15 protein-coding genes are annotated in these 16266 nt (G+C 73.4%); 6 read left to right on the top strand and 9 right to left on the bottom strand.

Annotated elements, in window-relative coordinates; all coding sequences use genetic code 11:
• The first annotated feature begins 52 nt into the window (after positions 1-52).
• Positions 53-814: an ergothioneine biosynthesis protein EgtC gene (gene egtC, locus ABZ840_RS20145; RefSeq protein ID WP_361561445.1), complete on the top strand. Its 762-nt coding sequence runs from the start codon at positions 53-55 to the stop codon at positions 812-814.
• Positions 811-1776, top strand: a complete 966-nt coding sequence (gene egtD, locus ABZ840_RS20140; protein WP_361561396.1) for an L-histidine N(alpha)-methyltransferase — start codon at positions 811-813, stop codon at positions 1774-1776. The genes egtC and egtD overlap by 4 nt, the downstream gene beginning before the upstream one ends.
• A gap of 24 nt (positions 1777-1800) precedes the next feature.
• Here the strand turns inward: egtD and ABZ840_RS20135 are convergent, their stop codons facing one another.
• The 4 genes from ABZ840_RS20135 to ABZ840_RS20120 all read right to left on the bottom strand — a co-directional run bounded on the left by ABZ840_RS20135 (position 1801) and on the right by ABZ840_RS20120 (position 5898).
• Positions 1801-2910 carry a questin oxidase family protein gene (locus ABZ840_RS20135; RefSeq protein ID WP_361561395.1) on the bottom strand — a complete coding sequence of 370 codons (1110 nt, stop codon included), beginning with the start codon at positions 2908-2910 and terminating at the stop codon, positions 1801-1803.
• 60 nt (positions 2911-2970) lie between these two features.
• On the bottom strand, positions 2971-3924 hold the full coding sequence (locus ABZ840_RS20130) for an LLM class flavin-dependent oxidoreductase (protein ID WP_361561394.1): 954 nt from the start codon (positions 3922-3924) through the stop codon (positions 2971-2973).
• A 146-nt stretch (positions 3925-4070) separates the two neighbouring features.
• Positions 4071-5354: a cytochrome P450 gene (locus tag ABZ840_RS20125; RefSeq protein ID WP_361561393.1), complete on the bottom strand. Its 1284-nt coding sequence runs from the start codon at positions 5352-5354 to the stop codon at positions 4071-4073.
• A 187-nt stretch (positions 5355-5541) separates the two neighbouring features.
• Entirely contained in the window at positions 5542-5898 is a 357-nt protein-coding gene (locus ABZ840_RS20120) for a hypothetical protein (protein WP_361561392.1), read from the bottom strand.
• Between the two features lie 132 nt (positions 5899-6030).
• Between ABZ840_RS20120 and ABZ840_RS20115 the strand changes: the two genes are divergently transcribed.
• Entirely contained in the window at positions 6031-6795 is a 765-nt protein-coding gene (locus ABZ840_RS20115) for a hypothetical protein (RefSeq protein ID WP_361561391.1), read from the top strand.
• Positions 6796-6798: 3 nt separating this feature from the next.
• Here the strand turns inward: ABZ840_RS20115 and ABZ840_RS20110 are convergent, their stop codons facing one another.
• The 3 genes from ABZ840_RS20110 to ABZ840_RS20100 all read right to left on the bottom strand — a co-directional run bounded on the left by ABZ840_RS20110 (position 6799) and on the right by ABZ840_RS20100 (position 9023).
• Complete coding sequence (locus ABZ840_RS20110; protein WP_361561390.1) at positions 6799-7302, bottom strand: VOC family protein; 504 nt, start codon at positions 7300-7302, stop codon at positions 6799-6801.
• A 19-nt stretch (positions 7303-7321) separates the two neighbouring features.
• Entirely contained in the window at positions 7322-7855 is a 534-nt protein-coding gene (locus ABZ840_RS20105) for a DoxX family protein (RefSeq protein WP_361561389.1), read from the bottom strand.
• A gap of 118 nt (positions 7856-7973) precedes the next feature.
• Positions 7974-9023, bottom strand: coding sequence for a phosphatidylinositol-specific phospholipase C domain-containing protein (locus tag ABZ840_RS20100; protein WP_361561388.1), 1050 nt, complete (start codon positions 9021-9023; stop codon positions 7974-7976).
• Positions 9024-9152: 129 nt separating this feature from the next.
• On the opposite strand from ABZ840_RS20100, the gene ABZ840_RS20095 reads away from it, so the two are divergent.
• Together ABZ840_RS20095 and ABZ840_RS20090 are read left to right on the top strand one after the other, a co-directional pair.
• On the top strand, positions 9153-9665 hold the full coding sequence (locus ABZ840_RS20095) for a DUF2165 domain-containing protein (RefSeq protein ID WP_361561387.1): 513 nt from the start codon (positions 9153-9155) through the stop codon (positions 9663-9665).
• A gap of 44 nt (positions 9666-9709) precedes the next feature.
• Positions 9710-10654 (top strand): NADP-dependent oxidoreductase, encoded by a 945-nt coding sequence (locus ABZ840_RS20090; RefSeq protein ID WP_361561386.1) that lies wholly within the window; start codon positions 9710-9712, stop codon positions 10652-10654.
• Positions 10655-10702: 48 nt separating this feature from the next.
• Here ABZ840_RS20090 and ABZ840_RS20085 read toward each other — a convergent pair whose 3' ends face one another.
• Positions 10703-11908 (bottom strand): FAD-dependent monooxygenase, encoded by a 1206-nt coding sequence (locus tag ABZ840_RS20085; protein ID WP_361561385.1) that lies wholly within the window; start codon positions 11906-11908, stop codon positions 10703-10705.
• Between the two features lie 229 nt (positions 11909-12137).
• Positions 12138-15332 carry a cytochrome P450 gene (locus ABZ840_RS20080; protein WP_361561384.1) on the bottom strand — a complete coding sequence of 1065 codons (3195 nt, stop codon included), beginning with the start codon at positions 15330-15332 and terminating at the stop codon, positions 12138-12140.
• 187 nt (positions 15333-15519) lie between these two features.
• Between ABZ840_RS20080 and ABZ840_RS20075 the strand changes: the two genes are divergently transcribed.
• Positions 15520-16185, top strand: coding sequence for a PAS domain-containing protein (locus ABZ840_RS20075; RefSeq protein WP_361561444.1), 666 nt, complete (start codon positions 15520-15522; stop codon positions 16183-16185).
• Positions 16186-16266 lie beyond the last annotated feature (81 nt).

Genomic DNA, 16266 nt, shown 5'->3' with positions numbered 1-16266 from the left:
AAGCCGGGCGCGCCCCGGCCGCGCGCCGCGACCGTGCCCGGCGGTGGCGCTGATGTGCCGCCATCTCGCCTACGTCGGCCCCGAGGTGCCGCTCGGCGACGTCCTCACCGCGCCCGAGCACAGCCTGTACCGGCAGTCCTGGGCGCCGCGCCGGCAGCGGTACGGCACGGTCAACGCGGACGGCTTCGGCGTCGGCTGGTACGCCCCGGGAGACCCCGTACCGGCCCGGTACCGCCGCGCCGGGCCGATCTGGGCCGACGCCTGCCTGCCCGACCTCGCCAGGGTCGTCCGCAGCGGCGCCGTGCTCGCCGCCGTACGGGACGCCACGCTCGCCTGCCCGGACGGCGAGGCCGCCGCCGCGCCGTTCGCCGGCGGGCCCTGGCTGTTCAGCCACAACGGCGCGGTCAGCGGCTGGCCCGGCTCGCTGGGGCCGCTCGCTGCCGCGCTGCCCTCCGAAGCGCTGCTCGGCCTGGAGGCGCGCTGCGACGCGGCGTTCCTCTGGGCGCTGGTGAAGCACCGCCTGGAGCAGGGCGCCGACGCGTCCGAGGCGCTGTCCGGGACGGTGACCGAGGTGGCCGCCGCCGCGCCCGGCTCCCGGCTGAACCTGCTGCTCACCGACGGCGCCACGATCACCGCCACCACCTGGGGCGACACGCTCTTCCACCGCGCCCTCCCGGGCCCCGCGCCCGGCATGCTGATCGCCTCCGAACCCTCCGACGACACGGACGACTGGACCGAGGTCCCCGACCGCACCCTGCTGGCCGCCACGGCCGGCGATGTCCTGCTCACCCCGCTCAAGGAGCCCGCCGCGTGAGTCCCCTCGCCGTCACCCGCACGCTGCCCCTCGACGCCACCGCCGCCGCCCTCCGCACCGACGTCGCCCACGGCCTGACCGGCAGCCCGAAGACGCTGCCGCCCAAGTGGTTCTACGACGCCCGGGGCAGCGACCTCTTCGAGGACATCACCGCACTGCCCGAGTACTACCCGACCCGCGCCGAACGGGAGATCCTGGTCGCCCGTGCCGCGGACATCGCCGCCGCCACCGGCGCCCGCACCCTGATCGAGCTGGGCTCCGGCTCCTCGGAGAAGACGCGGGTCCTGCTGGACGCGCTCACCGAGCTGCACACCTACGTCCCCGTGGACGTGAGCGAGAGCGCGCTGGCCGCCGCCGGCGAGGCGCTGCTCTCCGAGCGTCCCGGGCTCACCGTGCACGGCCTCGTGGCCGACTTCCAGCACGGCCTGGGGCTGCCCGAGACCCCCGGCCCCCGGCTGCTGGCGTTCCTCGGCGGCACGATCGGCAACCTGCTGCCCGCCGAGCGGGCCGGCTTCCTGCGCTCCGTACGCGACCTGCTGGAGCCCGGGGACGCGCTGCTGCTCGGCACGGACCTGGTCAAGGACGAGGCGACGCTGGTGGCCGCCTACGACGACGGTCAGGGCGTCACCGCGGAGTTCAACAAGAACGTCCTCGCTGTCGTCAACCGCGAGCTCGCCGCCGACTTCGACCTGACGCAGTTCGCGCACCGGGCGGTGTGGAACGCCGAGCACGAGTGGATCGAGATGCGGCTGCGGTCCCTGAAGGAGCAGACCGTGAAGATCCCGGCGCTGGACCTCGCGGTGCACTTCGACGCGGGCGAGGAGATGCGTACGGAGGTCTCGGCGAAGTTCCGCGAGGAGGGCGTGCGCACGGAGCTGAAGGCCGCCGGGATGGAACTCCGGGAGTGGTGGACGGACGAGGCGGGCCGCTTCGCGCTGTCCCTCGCCGTACGGTGCCGGTAGCGCCGTACGGGGCCGGGTGCGGGCTTACGGGATGAGGCCGAGCTCCGGCACCGGGATGCGCTGCTGGGCGGCCTGGACGGCGGCGGCGTAGCGGGGGTCGGGGCGCAGGCCGTTCTCCCGCAGGCACGCCTCGGTGAACTTGATGACGTGCTCGTCCTTGTGCTCCACGGCGCGGGCGGTCAGCTCGGCGAACGGCGGGGCCTCGGCCCGCAGCGCGGTCTCCCGGGCGGTGGCCTCGCCCCGCCGCCCACCGGTGAAGGAGAGCAGCAGCGCCACGTGGAGCTGCCAGACGGCCGCCACCGTCGGCAGGTGCATGTCGCCCGGCAGGTGCGGCAGGACGAAGCGGACGGCGGCCGGCAGCGTCACGCCGTGCAGCAGCGGAATGGGGTAGATCTCGGTGTGCACGAGGTAGAGCCCGGCGAACTCCGCGGTCATGTCGCTCAGCAGCAGCTGCGGGTCCTTCGGGGCCACCGCCCGCAGCGCCTCGGCGTATCCGGGGATCGCGTCGATCCGGTGGAGCCGCTCCCGTGAGACGACCCGCGCCTCCGGCGGGTGCAGGGAGTCCGCCATCAGCTCACGGGGAAGCTCCGCGACGGCCTGCGCCAGGCCTGTCGTGCCCCGGAACTCGGCGCTCCCCGGAAGGCCGCGGTACCGGGCCGCCCAGTAGGCCAGCCCGCGCGCGAGTTCGGTGAGCTGCGCGGGGCCGGGCTTCGGGGTGCCGGACAGGCTCCGTACGGCGTGGGCCGTGCGGATCGCGCCGTGCGTGATGCCCGCCAGCAGGCCGGAGATGAGCCGCGGCCACCACTGGACGAGCACGTCGCGCCAGGGGGCACCGGCCAGTTCCCGGGCGAACAGCTGCTCCCAGTCCCCGGCGCGGGTGAAATCGCCGAGCGCGGCACGCCAGGAGCCTTCGTCCGACGCGTCCAGCGGGAAACGGGGTGCGGGCCGGTCGTGATGGGGTTTGGCCCGGTAGACCTCGACCCAGTTGCCGATTTCCGCGCCGTGGCCGAGGGTGGCCAGCACCTCCGCCGCCATCGGGCCGTGATTGACCAGTTCGTTGCGGTCGCCGCGCTCGAATCCCAGATCGTCCAGGCGCTCCAGCGCTTCATTCACGGCGTCGAAATAGGTGACCACGGTGCTCTCCGCTTCGTCTCGGGTGTCGGTGGTTTTCGGGTGCGGTCGGAAAAACGGCGGTCACGAGAACAGCGGAACGATTTCCCCGGTGAAGAGCTCCATGTTGCGTACCACCAGGTCGTCGGGCATTCCGGCGATGCTCGCCCAGAAGATGAGGTGTGCCACGGGCAGGTCCCGCGTCATCGTCCGGATTTCCGCCGCGGCCTGTTCCGGCGTCAGGACCCGCAGGAATTCGCGGAGTTCGGGGGACTCGGGGTCCGGCTCCAGCCACGGCAGCTCCGGCCGGTCGCTGCCCTCGGACCAGCCCCGCCGGTACGTGTTCTTCTGGTGGGCCAGGTGCGGCGCGATCCGTACCCAGGCGGCCTCGGGGTCGTCCGCCAGCACGAGGGGCACCAGGCCGCCGACGCGCGCCGTGCCGGCGTCGTGGCCACCCTCTTCGAGCCCGGCCGTGTACTCCGCGAACAGGGAGCGGGAGACGTGCAGATGCCCCATGCCGAGCCGGCCCGCCAGCCGCGCGCCGCGCGGCCCGTAGAACCCGCCCCACACCGGCACGTCCGCCTGGAGCGGCAGCGGTGTCACCGTCCGTTCGCGCCACAGCCGACGCACCTCCGCGACGGCCTCCCCGGCCCGGGTGACGCGACGCTCGTACGGAACGTCGAAGAGCTGGAATTCCGGGACCCGGTAACCGGCGCCGATGCCCAGCTCCAGGCGGCCCCCGCTGATCAGGTCGACGACCGCGGCTTCCTCCGCCAGCAGGGCCGGATGGCGCAGCGCGGGAATGACGACCGAGGTGCCGATCCGGGCCTGCCGGGTACGCGCCGCGGCCGCGGCGGCGAAGGTGAGCGGCTGCGGCAGATAACCGTCCTCGAAGCGGTGGTGCTCGGTGAACCACAGCCCGCCGATACCGAGCCGGTCGGCCTCCTCGCAGAATTCCAGCGTCCGCGCGTAATGGTCGGCCCATGGCCGTTCCCATTGCGCCGGATTACGCAGATCGAAAAGGAGCCCGATCCTCATCGTCGTTCTGTCCTTCCCGGAGACCGGCGCGCGCGGCACGGAATTACCGACAAATAGCCTCGGGTGTCCGGGAGTCGGCGTCAATATTTCCTGTGTCAGCTCTCCGCAGGGTTTGTCACGTCGACGTCAAATCGGCCGGACAAGGGTTACCGGGCCGCCCGTACCGGCAGGTGCTTGAGTCCGTTCTGGAAGTTGGAGACCAGCCGGACCGGCGGCCCGGCGATGTCGAGTCCGGGCAGCCGGTCCAGTACGTGCGTCAGCACGGCCCGCATCTGGACCCGGGCGAGATGCGACCCGAGGCAGAAGTGCGGGCCGAAACCGAAGCTGACGTGGTCGTTGGGGCGGCGGGCGACATCGAAGCGGTCGGGGTCGGTGAAGACGGTCTCGTCGCGGTTGGCGGAGGCGTGGTAGACCACGACCTTCTCACCGGACCTGATGCGCTGCCCGCCCAGTTCCACGTCCCGTACCGCGGTGCGCCGGAAGTTCATCACCGGCGGCCAGTAACGCAGCATCTCCTCGACGGCGGCGGGGATCAACTCCCGCTCCTCCTTCAGCCGTTCGAACTGGTCGCGATGACGCAGCAGTGTGCAGAGCCCGCCCGGAATGCCGTTGCGCAGCGTTTCGTTCCCGGCCACCGCGAAGAGGAAGAACATGTTCTCGAACTCCTCGCGGGTCAGACCGCCCTCCCGCATGTGGGCCATCACCGTGCCGGGGCGCGGGTGCGCGGAGAGCGCGTGCGCGTAGGCGAACATGTCGGCGAGCGCCTCGCGGGAGCGCGGGTTGACCGGCCGCCCGTCGGGGCGTACCGCGGTCCCGGGCCGGTGCCGGAGCGCGGCGCGCCCCATCGGGCTGAGCGTCGCGGGGTCCGCGGTGCTCAGCCCGGCGTACTCGCTGTCCTGGTAGCCGATGACGCGGCTCGACCAGTCGAACAGCAGCCGCCGGTCCTCGTCGGGCACGCCCATGACGTGTGCCAGCGTCCACACCGGCAGGTCGGCCGCGACCTCGACGAAGTCCGCCTCGCCCGCCTCGGCGACCTGCCCCACGAGCTGTGCCGCCCGGGCGTCGATGACGGCCTCCAACTCCCTCACGGCGCGGGGCGTGAAGGCCGCGGCGACGACCTTGCGGATGCGGGAATGGTCGGGCGGGTCCTGGTTGAGCATCATCGCCCGGACGAACGCGAGGTCCCGGGCGCTGTCGGGGTCCCGGATCTGGGTCGCACCCGCGTACGAGGAGAACACGTCCGGGGTACGCAGCACATGCTTCACGTCGGCGTGCCGGAGCACCGCCCAGTAGCCGGGCCCGGCCGGCCAGCCGCCCGTCCCGGGCTCCTCGATCCAGCAGACCGGGCTGGTCAGGCGCAGTTGGCGGAAGAGTGCGTAGGGAACGCCGGTGGCGTAGGTAGCGGGCGTGAACACCTCTGCAGCCGTCACGCACCCGACCGTAGGCTAATTCGCACTATCAGGGGAATCCCCCGTCCGGCAGGCTTGAGGTGCCGCGGGCTGCGCAATCTCCTGGCGTGTACGGATCGCATCGTGCGGGACTGGCCCTGGCCGTCGCCGCGTTCGTGGCAGGGGTGGGCTGGGCGCCGGCGGCGGCAGCGCACGGCGACAACTGTTCCTACGCCGGGACGAAGCCGCCGGTGACGACGCCGACCGGGGTGCCCGGCCTGCCCGACGGCTGGCACTGGCCCTGTACGTCGCCGACGCCCCGGCCGCCCGCGCCGAAGCCACCGCCGCCGAAGCCCGCGCCGCCCCCGCCGCGCCCCGCACCGCGGGAGCCGGCGCCGCCCCCGCCGGTCACCACGCCGCCCGCGCCGCCGCCCCCGAAGCCCGCGCCGCCGAGACCCGCACCACCCCGGCCGGCCCCGTCGAAGCCCCCGCCGACGAGCAAGGCGCCGAAGCCCTCGCCGTCCCTGACACCGCGGTCGTACGCCGTCAGCACCAGACCGCCGGCGAACGGCCGCTCGCTGGTCACCAACATGCTCCTGCTCACCGCTCCGGCCGTGCTCGCCGCCGCCGCGCTGCACCCCCGCGGATCGTCGGGCTCCGGCGGCCGCCGCTCCTGACCACGGGCCCGCCACCACTGTTGTTCCTCTGGAGGTTTTCGATGTCGGACTGGCTCGTGCTGGTCATCGCCATCGCCGCGACGTGCGGCGTGGTCCTGCTCGTCACCGTGCTGCACCAGCGGCGCATCGACGAGGAGGAGGACGATCCGACCGAGACGCCGGACGTCATGGAGTACATGACGATGATGGTCGGCGTGGTCTACGCGATCGTGCTGGGCCTGGCCATCGCGGGGGTGTGGGAGTCGCGCAGCGCCGCGGAGGACACGGTGCGCACGGAGGCGCAGGCGCTGCACGAGGTGAGCGCGCGGGCCCGGGCGTATCCGGAGCCGGTGCGCGACCGGATCCGGTCCGACGTGAGCGCCTACGCCTCGTACGTGGTGCACAAGGAATGGCCGGTGATGACCGAGAAGAGCGAGCTGACGCCCCGCGGGGACGCGCTGATGCTCAAGGTGCGCGCCAGTGTGTCCGACTACCACCCGCGCAGCGACTTCGAGAACCAGACCTACCAGCCGCTGGTGGACCAGGTGGCGGTGGCGGACGGCGCACGGTCGGCCCGGGGCCTGGGCGCCGGGCCGACGCTGCCGCCCGTGGTGTGGTTCGGCCTGCTCGCCGGCGCCGTGGTCACGGTCGGCCTGATGTTCACGCTGCAGATCCGGCGGTCGGGGCGGGAGCTCCTGATGGCGGGGGTCTTCACCGCCCTGATCGCCTTCCTGCTGTTTCTGGTGTGGGACTTCGACGATCCGTGGCTGCGCAGCGCCGACGCGATCCAGCCCCTGAAGGATCTGTTGCCCTCGTCCGGAGGCTGACCCTCAGGTGGCGGAGCCCGCCGCGGCCCCGGTCACCAGATCGGGGCCCCAGCGGCGCAGCGCCTCGTCCAGGTCGAGCGGGAGGACGCGGGCGCCGCCGTGCTCCGGGCCCGGCCAGTCCTCGCGCGGCACCCGCCACATCACCTCGAACTCGATGCCGTCGGGGTCCTTGGCGTACAGGGATTTGGAGACGAGGTGGTCGCTGGCGCCGACGAGCGCGCCGGCGGCCCGCAGCCGCTCGGCGGTCCCGGCCAGCTCGCCGAGGGTGCCGACCTCCCAGGCCAGGTGGTACAGGCCCGCGCGGCCGGACTCGGGGCCCGGTGCCTGGTCGCCGACGGCGAAGAGGCCGAGGTCGTGGTCGTTCCGGGTGTCCTGGGCCCGCAGGAAGGCGGCGCGCCCGGGGATCTCGGTGTCCACGGTGAAGCCGAGGACGTCGGTGTAGAAGGCGACGGAGCGCGGCAGCTCGCGCACGTAGAGGACCGCGTGGTTCAAGCGGCGTACGGGCATGGGGAACCTCCCTGGGATGTCACTTGCGCAGCAGCAGGACGACGAAGGCCACGATCAGGCCGAGGGCGACGGCGGCGATGCCGTAGGCGGCACGGTCGCGGCGCAGACCGGGCAGCAGCCGGTCGACGGCCCAGCGGCCGGGGCCGGTGAGGGTGAGCGCGGCGGCGGCCGCGGTCAGCAGCAGCTCGTACTCGATGCCCTTCGGGGCGAAGAAGCCGCCGCCCCACTTCACGGCGAGCGCGTTGACCATCGTGCCGAGGACGGCGGCGCCGGCGAGCGGGGTGAGCAGGCCGAGCGCGAGGCCCAGGCCGCCGAGGGTCTCGCTGAGCCCGGCGACCACGGCCATGGCCTTGCCGGAGGGGTAGCCGCTCATGGTGAAGAACTGGCCGGTGCCGTCCAGCCCCGGCCCTCCGAACCAGGCGAAGAGCTTCTGCGAGCCGTGCGCCGCCATGGTGAGGCCGACGGCGAGCCGGAGCACCAGCAGGCCCAGGTCGTGGGCGGGCGAGGGCGTGGACGCACCGGTTCGGTCGGCGGTCGCGGCGGGGGACGTCATACAGGCTCTCCCTGTCGGATCGGAAGTACTTGAAAGTTCAAGCCACACTCTGACCATACACAGTGCTTGAAACCTGTACAACGCACAGCCGCCCGCCGCGACGCCCTTCCGTCACATCTCAGCCACGCGGCGTCACCGTGCCGAGCACGCCCGGCAGCGGGTACCAGTCGGCGGTCAGCACACTGGCGTGCGCCTTGGCCAGCAGCGCCACCCGGTCCTTGGCCTGCTGCTCGGTCGGCTCGGTGCCGTCGATCTCCGGGGCCACCTTGTGCGCGTCCGTCATGATCACGAGGTAGTGGCGGGTGTCGTACCAGGCGGTGTCGATGCCACCCGTGTAGGCCGAAGCGTCCCCGTCGAAGACCACGAACCAGGGGCGCAGCGCGGCGTCGGTGTAGCGGGAGCGCGGGTCGCCGGCCTCGGCGCCGTGCACCGCGGGGAAGGCGGTGGCGGAGGCCAGCTTCCCCTGGCCGGCCAGGGTGCGCAGATGGGTGGCGTACTCCCGGTCGGTCCAGAGCTTGTCGGCCGGATTCCCCTCCTCGACCGTGCCGGGTATCAGCTCGATCAGGAACTTGCCGGCGAGCGCCGACCGCTCCGGCCAGCCGTCGGCCCGTACCGCCTCGTCCAGCGTCGCGTGGTCGCCGATCAGGTCGCCCGGCCCGAAGGCGGCGTCCCCCAGCTTCTCGCGCACCAGCGAGTCGAACTCGTCCGGTCCCCGGCCGCCCTTGTCGTTGAAGCCGTCCTTCAGCTCCATCTTGAGCAGCACGGGACGGTGGCCGGGGTGCGCGTCGTGCCAGGCCCGCAGGTCGGCGAGGCAGCCGCCGAGGTCCTGGTTGCGGGACTTGGTGCGCAGCTCAGCCGGCGTCCTGGCGTTCTCGCAGTTGTTGTCGTTGCCGAGCGGGTTGCCGTGCGAGACCCGCCAGGACTTCCCCAGCCCGTTGGTCCACACGTCCAGTTCCAGCAGCCCGGCGCCGGAGTCGAGCGCGTCCGCGAAGTAGGGGTACTTGTCCTTCTCGTACGCGTTGTGCACGCCCACCGATGTGGTCGTGTCGTACGTCGTGTTCGCCGCCTCCGCGGTACCGGTGGCGGCCGGCCAGACCACCGCGGCCGCCACCAGTGCCGCTCCCGCCACACCCGCCACCATCGTCCCCGTACGCCGATGTGCGCCCATGTGCCCCTGCTTTCTCGTTGGTCAGTCGATCAGGCGGCAGCGTACGGGACTTGGGATACGCGGGGGACGCCTCGAACGGACGTCCGTCGCCCCGTTCCCAGGCGTTCCACGGCCGTCTACGATGGCGCCATGGCCGGCAGAAGAGCAGCGGCGGCGCCCACCCTCGCCGCCGGCATTCTCACGGGCACGGTCGCGCTGTACATGGCGCTCGTCGCCTTCGGTAACATCACCGACTTCGGCACCAACCAGGCGTTCGTCCAGCACGTCCTGGCGATGGACACGACCTTCAAGGACCCCGACCTCATGTGGCGGGCCATCACGTCGCCCCGGCTCCAGAACGCCGCCTACCTCGCGATCATCGTGTGGGAGACGGCCGCCGCTGCCGTGCTGGTCCTGGCCACCGTGTTGTGGGCGATGCGCCGTGAGCGGGCCCGACGGCTCAGCACCCTCGGGCTGCTGATGGTCGTGCTGCTCTTCGGCGCCGGTTTCCTCGCCATCGGCGGTGAGTGGTTCGCGATGTGGCAGTCCAAGGACTGGAACGGGCTGGAGGCCGCCACCCGGAACGTCCTCCTCGCGGGCGTGGCCCTGCTGTTCGTGCAGTCCACCTCGCCGGGCGGCGGGCGGAAACCCACCGGCACCTGAAGCCCCCGTGGAATAGCCGCGCCGGCCCTCCGGTTGCCGCCCGTATGCGAGTTATCGGAGTGGAAGAATTCGGCGGGCCCGACGCGCTTCGGGTCCTGGACGCGCCGGAGCCGCAGCCCGGCCCCGGCGAGGTGCGCATCCGGGTGCACGCCGTGGCGGTGAACCCCACGGACACACTGCTGCGGTCCGGCGCGCACGCGCAGCGGCTCACGGACCGCGAGCCGCCCTACGTGCCGGGCATGGACGCGGCCGGGGTGATCGACCTGCTCGGCCCGGACACCGGCGACCGGCTCGCCGTGGGGCAGCGGGTGGTGGCCCTGGTGGTACCCACCGGCCCGCGCGGCGGCACGTACGCGGACAAGATCGTGGTGCCCGCCGCCTCGGTGGTGCCGGCGCCGGAGGGTACGGACTTCGCCGCCGCTGCCACCCTCCTGATGAACGCGCTGACCGCCCGGCTAGCCCTCGACGAGCTGGCGCTCTCGCCCGGTGACACGCTCGCCGTGACCGGCGCGGCGGGCGCCCTCGGCGGGTACGCGATCCAGCTGGCGAAGGCCGACGGCCTGCGGGTGATCGCCGACGCCAAGCCGGCCGACGAGAAGCTGGTACGTGAGCTGGGCGCCGACGAGGTCGTGCCGCGCGGCGACGAGGTGGCACAGCGCATCCGGAAGCTGGTGCCGGACGGTGTGCCGGGGCTCGTGGACGGGTCGTTGCAGGGTGAGAAGCTGTTCGGCGCCGTCGCCGACGGGGGCCGGCTGACGGTGTTCCGCGGCTGGTCGGGCGGCGCGGAGCGGGGCATCGAGGTACGCCCCGTGCTGGTCTCGGACGCCGCCACGGACACCGAGCGCCTGGACCGGCTGCGCCGCCAGGCCGAGGAGGGCGTCCTCACGCTGCGCGTCGCGGAGGTCTTCCCCGCCGAGCAGGCGGCCGACGCACACCGGCTGCTGGAGGCCGGCGGCGTGCGCGGACGCCCGGTGATCGAATTCTCCTGATGCACCGTCAGGGACCCCGCTCGCCGCGCCGGGCGAGCGGGGCTCCGGTCACCACTCGATCCGGTACGACGTGAGCCAGTCGGCGGCGCCGGCCTCGCTGCGGCGGGCGCGGTGCGGGAGCACCGTGTCGCGGACGACACGGCGTACGGGCCCCACCGCGGTCCGCCGGGCCATGTGCGCGCTGGCCGCGACCACCTTCTCCACACGCTCGCGGCGCAGCTCCTCGTACGCCTTGAAGGCACGGCGGTTGCCGGCCTGGTCGCGCAGCGACTTGGCCAGCACGATGCTGTCCTCGATGGCCATCGACGCGCCCTGGGCGGCGTTCGGCGCGGCGGCGTGCGCGGCGTCCCCGATGATCACCATCGTCTCGGTCCACCAGCGCGGAGTGGAGGCGATGTCATAGGAGTTGGAGCCGATGATGGTCTCGCCGGTGGACCGGATGATGTCGGCGGCCGGGGTGTTGTCCTCGTCGAAGAGGCCGGCGAGCCGGTGTCGCCAGTGGTCGGGGGTGGACGCGGCGAGGTCCTCCCGGGAGAGTTCGGGGCCCGGCGCGTTGGCGAACCACCAGGTCTCGCCGTCGGGTGCGCGGGTGCAGCCGAAGAACGCCTTCTTGCCGAAAATCATGTGGTACGTGCCGTGTTCGGGCGCGTTCTTCGCGTCGCGGGTGTAGCCGCAGACGGTGTTCTGGCCGGTGTAGCGGGGCCGGGCGGCGGCCGGATCGATGAGCTTGCGGGTGACGGAGTGGATGCCGTCGGCGCCGATGAGCAGGTCGCCCTCGGCGCGGGTGCCGTCGGAGAAGGTGGCGACGATCCGGCCGTTCTCCACCGTCTCGGCGGCCACCAGCCGCTTCCCGTGCTGGACGGCGATGCCGCGGCGGGTCGCCTCGTCGTGCAGCACCCGGTACAGGGTGGCGCGGCGCATCGTCCGGGGGCCCGCTCCGTCCGGCGCCGCGCTCTCCGCCCCGTCGGCGTCCTGGCGGTCGGCCCCGGTCATCGGGCGCTCGCCCAGCCGCTTGCCCGTGTAACTGAGGAATTCCACCCGGCCGGCCGGGAAGGAGTTCTCGATCACTGGCCCGTCGGCGTCGATGACGCGCAGCGCCGCCAGACCGTTCTCGAAGACGACGAGAAAGGCCCCGACGTCGTCGGCGCCGCTCGCGTACGCCTCGAAGACCTCCGATTCGATGCCGGCTTTCTGCAGGGCCATCGCGGTCACCGCTCCCGCGATGCCACCACCGATGATCAGGGCGTGGGTCATGACGCTCCAAGGTCGGACGGCCGGTCTCCGGGGCGCGGGTCGTGACGCCCCGGCGGCGGGTGCGGCCCCCTCGGCGCCTGTGTCCGAGGGAGCCGCACCCGTCGCACGGGTCCACCTTGGCGCGCCGGGCGCGCCGGGGCCAGAGCGGGAACGGGCATGTCTGCGCACTTCTCGTCGTACGCGTGGCGGTCCCCGCCGTCCCCGTCAGCCCCCGCGCGCCCCCGGGGGGTCAGCCCGCCGCGTACACGTCCTCGATGTAGCGGCCCTCGGTGGTCAGCCCGGTGAGCCAGGCCTCGGCCTCCTCGGCGGTGCCGCCCCCGAACCGCACGTACAGCTCCCGGAAGGCGGTGCGTACGCCCGGTGCCATACGGCTGCCGTCGCCGCAGACGTACACCCGGGCGCCCGACTCCAGCAGCCGCCAGACCTCCTCGCCGTCGGCGGCGATGCGGTGCTGGACGAACCGGCGGCCGTCCTCGGGCCGTTCACTGAAGGCGGGGCGCACCCCGACGGCGCCGGCCGTCTCCGCGGCGCGCAGCTCGTCGGCGTGCAGGAAGTCCGCGTCGGGCGCGTCGCAGCCGAAGAACAGCAGCGCCGGGGCGAGCGGTCCGGCGGCCGCCGTGCGGTCGGCGACGGCGCCGCGGAAGGGCGCCAGGCCGGTGCCGGCCGCCACCATGATCACCGGCGTGGGATCGGCCGGATCGATACGGAAGGCGTCCCGGCACGGCTGCACGCGGGCGAGCACCGTGTCCCCCGCCTTGAGGGTGTGCAGGTGGCTCGAACCGGTACCACCGGGCAGCAGCGAGACCATCAGGTCGGCGTGGCGGCCGTCCGCCGCCGGCGAGGAGGAGACGGAGTAGTGCCGGGTCCGCATGGGCGGCAGCAGGTCCAGCACCACCGGCCACGGCAGCGCGCCGCGCAGCGCCGGGTACGCCTCGATCAGCTCCAGCGTCGTACGGGTGTCGTCGTCGCCGGGCGCTTCGAGGGCCGCGCGCTCGGGCGGGCAGGGGTTGTGCGCGGCGAGCAGCGCGCGCTGCTCGGCCGTGGGGCGGGCGTTCAACTCCAGGTGGTAGGTCAGGAGTTCGTGCACCGTCAGCGGACGGTCGACGGGCAGTGCGTTCCGCCCCGCGCCCGGCTGCCGGATGCTGAGGACGGCCGCCGGGTCCACGCCGAGCGCCTGCGCGGCGCGGGCGACCCGCTCCGGCGCGTTGGCGGGCAGCACGCTCAGGTGGTCGGCGGTGCGGTAGGTGACGCCCTCGGGGAGGGCGAGGCGCAGGAACCGCTTCTTGCGCGGGTAGCCCTCGGCGGTCAGGTCGTACGCCTCGGTGACGGTCATGGCGGTCAGGCCGTGCCGGGCGGCGAGCGCGTCCAGCGGACCGCCGGTGATCTCGGTGACGGTGCACGCGGCCTCTTCGGGCGCCGCGGCGGTGCCGATGCTGGCCGGGTCGCCGTACCGGGTGAGCAGTTCGGTGCGGAGCGCGGTGGTGAAGTCCTTGACCGTGCCGGCCATGTCGCCGGAGGCGTCGGCCTCGGCGCGCGGCAGCAGCCGGTCGCCGCCGAGCGCGGCCAGCCGGTCGTCCAGGAGGGTGGGCACGCGCTGGTAGGTGGCGGCCCAGTTGCGGTCGCCGACGCCGAGGACCGCGTACGGAACGCCGTCGGCGGCGCCCTCGTGCGCGTCCTCCAGCCACGCCACGAAGGCGGCCGCGTCATCGGTCGGGCGGCCGTTGTAGGACGCCGCCACGACGACCACGGGGCGGTCGGCGGGCAGTCCGCCGGCGTACGTGTCCAGCGGCGCGACCTCGGTGGCGCAGCCCAGGGACGCGCCCTCGTCGGCCAGCCGCTCGGCGAAGTCCTTGCAGGTGCCGTAGTTGGTGCCGTGCAGGAGCAGCAGGCCGGTGTCCTGGTGGACGCGGGTGGGCAGCCCGTCGTCGGTGACGGGGCCCTCGTCCGCGGCGCCGGTGCCGGGCAGGACGGCGAGCGCCGCCCGGTCGGCCGCGCGGTCAGCCGCGTTGCGCTCGGCGAGCCGGAGCGTGAACCCGTCCGGCTTCAGCGTCAGCGTCTCCTTGATGCTCAGCGCGTAGTCGCCGTGGTCGTCAAAGCGGTACCGGTGCACCAGGAGGGCCAGCAGCATGGTCGCCTCGTGCAGCGCGAACTGCCGCCCGATACAGGCACGTTCGCCGGTACCGAAGGGCTTGTACGCGTGCGGGGAGCGGGCCGCCTCCGCCTCCGGCGAGAACCGCGCCGGGTCGAACAGCTCGGGGTTGTCGCCCCACACCGGGTCACGGTGGAGCATCGGGGTGAGGACCGTGAAGATCTCCCCCGCCTTGACGGCGTACCGGCCGCCGAGCACGGTGTCGGCCTTCGCGCGCCGGCTGAACGCGGCCGCGGTGGGCCACAGCCGCAGCGCCTCGTTGAGCACCTGGCGGGTGAAGGCCAGCTTGCCGATGTCCTCGAAGGACGGGTCCGGGTCCGCCGCGTCACCGAACAGCTCGTCGGCCTCGCGGCGCGCCAGCCGCAGCGCGACGGGGTCCTTGAGCAGGTGGTACAGCGCGAAGGAGAGCGCGCCGGAGGTGGTCTCGTGGCCGGCGATCAGGAAGGTGATGACCTGGTTGCGGATGTTCGCCGGGTCCAGCGTGGTGCCGTCCTCCGGGTGCGCCGCGCCGAGCATGAGGCCCAGCAGGTCGTCAGCGGTAGGGGTCTCCCCGGCGGAGCCGGGGGAAGTGTCCCCGGAGGCGGTGCGCGCGCTGATCACCTCGTCCACGACGGACGCGAGGTAGTCGGCGTCGGCGCGGAACGCCTCGTCCTTCTCGGAGTAGTCCACACCGGGCTTGCGTGCCAGCCGGGTCATGCTCCATTCGAGGCAGCGCACCATCGCGTCCACGAAGGGGTGCGGCTGCTCCCGCCCGAAGGACTCGAAGTCGAAGCCGAATCCGGCGAGTCCGATGGTGTCCAGCGTCATCCGGGTCATGTCGTCCGGCACGTCCACCGGCGCGCCGTCGGCGATCCGCAGGTCCCAGCTCGCCATCAGCCGGCGGGCGACCGCGAGCATCGCCGGGTGGTAGGTGCGCATCGAGCCCAGCGCGAAGGCGGGCATCAGGATGTCGTGCGCCTTGGCCCAGTTGGGCTCGTCGTTGTAGGCGGTGAAGAGGCCGTCGGCGGCGAACTCCCGTACGTTCTCCAGCGCCGGCCCGATGGCCTTCTCGAAGCGCGTCTCGTCGGCCAGCTCCGTCACCAGGTCGACGGAGGTGACGAAGGTGGCGTCCCGGCCGTGCAGCCGGCGCCGGAAGACCGGTCCGTGCGCGCGGGCGAGGCCCATGGCCCGCTGGAGGGGGGTACGGGAGAGACCGGCGGCCGTGATGTCCACCACGGGGATGCCGTCGTCGCCGAGGGTGACGGTGTCGGCGCTCTGCAGCTGCGTGTCGCTCATGACTCCACAGTGACCGGCCCGGTGTGCCGCGCTCCCCGCGGTAACTGCATGATTGTGCAGTGTTTTCTTCCGTACGGGTCTTGCGGCCCGGGCGAAGATGATCATTGCGGCGCGGCGGCCCGGCCGGCCGCGGAGCGGAACGGGACCGATGGACGCACGAGACGAGAGGGACGGGTGCCACCGGCCGATGGGCGACGACCTCTTCGCGCACCCGGGGGTGCCGGGCCCGGCGGCCGCGCCCTGGCACAACTACTTCCTCATCCTGCTGGACCGGATGCCGCTGCCGGTGGCGGTGTGCCGCGCCGACGGCGAGGTGCTGATCGCCAACCCGGCGATGGCCTCGGTCTGGGGCACCACCCGCGGCCAGCTGCGCGGCCGCAACCTCCTGGACCACTTCCGCCCCCGGGCGATCTCGCAGGTCGGCCGGCTCGTGGAGGCCGTACGGACGGGCCGCCGCTCCCGCTACCCCGTCGAGGTCCGCTGGCGCGAGGGCGCGGCCGGGCCCGAGCGCGAGGGGATGCTCACCCTGGACCCGGTCGGCGACCCCTCCGACGAGCCGCCGGCCCTGCTCGCCATCCTCCGCGTCCACGAATCCCGTCCAGCGCCGCCGCCGTCCGCGCAGGTCAGCCCCGTCGAGTCCCGCATCCTCGCGCTCGCGGCGGCCGGCGCGACCACCGCGGCCATCGGCAAGGACCTCGGCCTGACCGTCGACGGCGTCAACTACCACCTCACCCGCCTGACCCGCCGCTACCGCGTCCCCAACCGCACCGCCCTGATCGCCCGCGCCTACACCCTCGGCCTCCTCTCCCCCACCGCCTGGCCGCCGGCCCCGGCCGAGGACGAGGACGGCTGAGAGCCGCCGGGCGGGCCGCTACGACGACCGCGGCGCCCGCCTCCCGTACGGTTGCCGGACGCCGGGCTGGACGCCGGTGAC

The sequence above is a fragment of the Streptomyces sp. NPDC047117 genome, from assembly GCF_040643545.1.
Taxonomy (GTDB): domain Bacteria; phylum Actinomycetota; class Actinomycetes; order Streptomycetales; family Streptomycetaceae; genus Streptomyces.
The sequence above is the reverse complement of the archived record's forward strand: the minus strand, read 5'-3'. Positions and strand labels throughout refer to the sequence as shown.

Excerpts from the sequence above, each read along its gene's own strand:
- ABZ840_RS20085 (WP_361561385.1), bottom strand. The coding sequence starts at position 11,908 with ATGACCCACGCCCTGATCATCGGTGGTGGCATCGCGGGAGCGGTGACC.
- ABZ840_RS20100 (WP_361561388.1), bottom strand. The coding sequence starts at position 9,023 with ATGGGCGCACATCGGCGTACGGGGACGATGGTGGCGGGTGTGGCGGGA.
- ABZ840_RS20090 (WP_361561386.1), top strand. The coding sequence starts at position 9,710 with ATGCGAGTTATCGGAGTGGAAGAATTCGGCGGGCCCGACGCGCTTCGG.
- ABZ840_RS20095 (WP_361561387.1), top strand. The coding sequence starts at position 9,153 with ATGGCCGGCAGAAGAGCAGCGGCGGCGCCCACCCTCGCCGCCGGCATT.
- ABZ840_RS20115 (WP_361561391.1), top strand. The coding sequence starts at position 6,031 with ATGTCGGACTGGCTCGTGCTGGTCATCGCCATCGCCGCGACGTGCGGC.
- ABZ840_RS20110 (WP_361561390.1), bottom strand. The coding sequence starts at position 7,302 with ATGCCCGTACGCCGCTTGAACCACGCGGTCCTCTACGTGCGCGAGCTG.
- ABZ840_RS20080 (WP_361561384.1), bottom strand. The coding sequence starts at position 15,332 with ATGAGCGACACGCAGCTGCAGAGCGCCGACACCGTCACCCTCGGCGAC.
- egtC (WP_361561445.1), top strand. The coding sequence starts at position 53 with ATGTGCCGCCATCTCGCCTACGTCGGCCCCGAGGTGCCGCTCGGCGAC.
- ABZ840_RS20075 (WP_361561444.1), top strand. The coding sequence starts at position 15,520 with ATGGGCGACGACCTCTTCGCGCACCCGGGGGTGCCGGGCCCGGCGGCC.
- ABZ840_RS20130 (WP_361561394.1), bottom strand. The coding sequence starts at position 3,924 with ATGAGGATCGGGCTCCTTTTCGATCTGCGTAATCCGGCGCAATGGGAA.
- ABZ840_RS20105 (WP_361561389.1), bottom strand. The coding sequence starts at position 7,855 with ATGACGTCCCCCGCCGCGACCGCCGACCGAACCGGTGCGTCCACGCCC.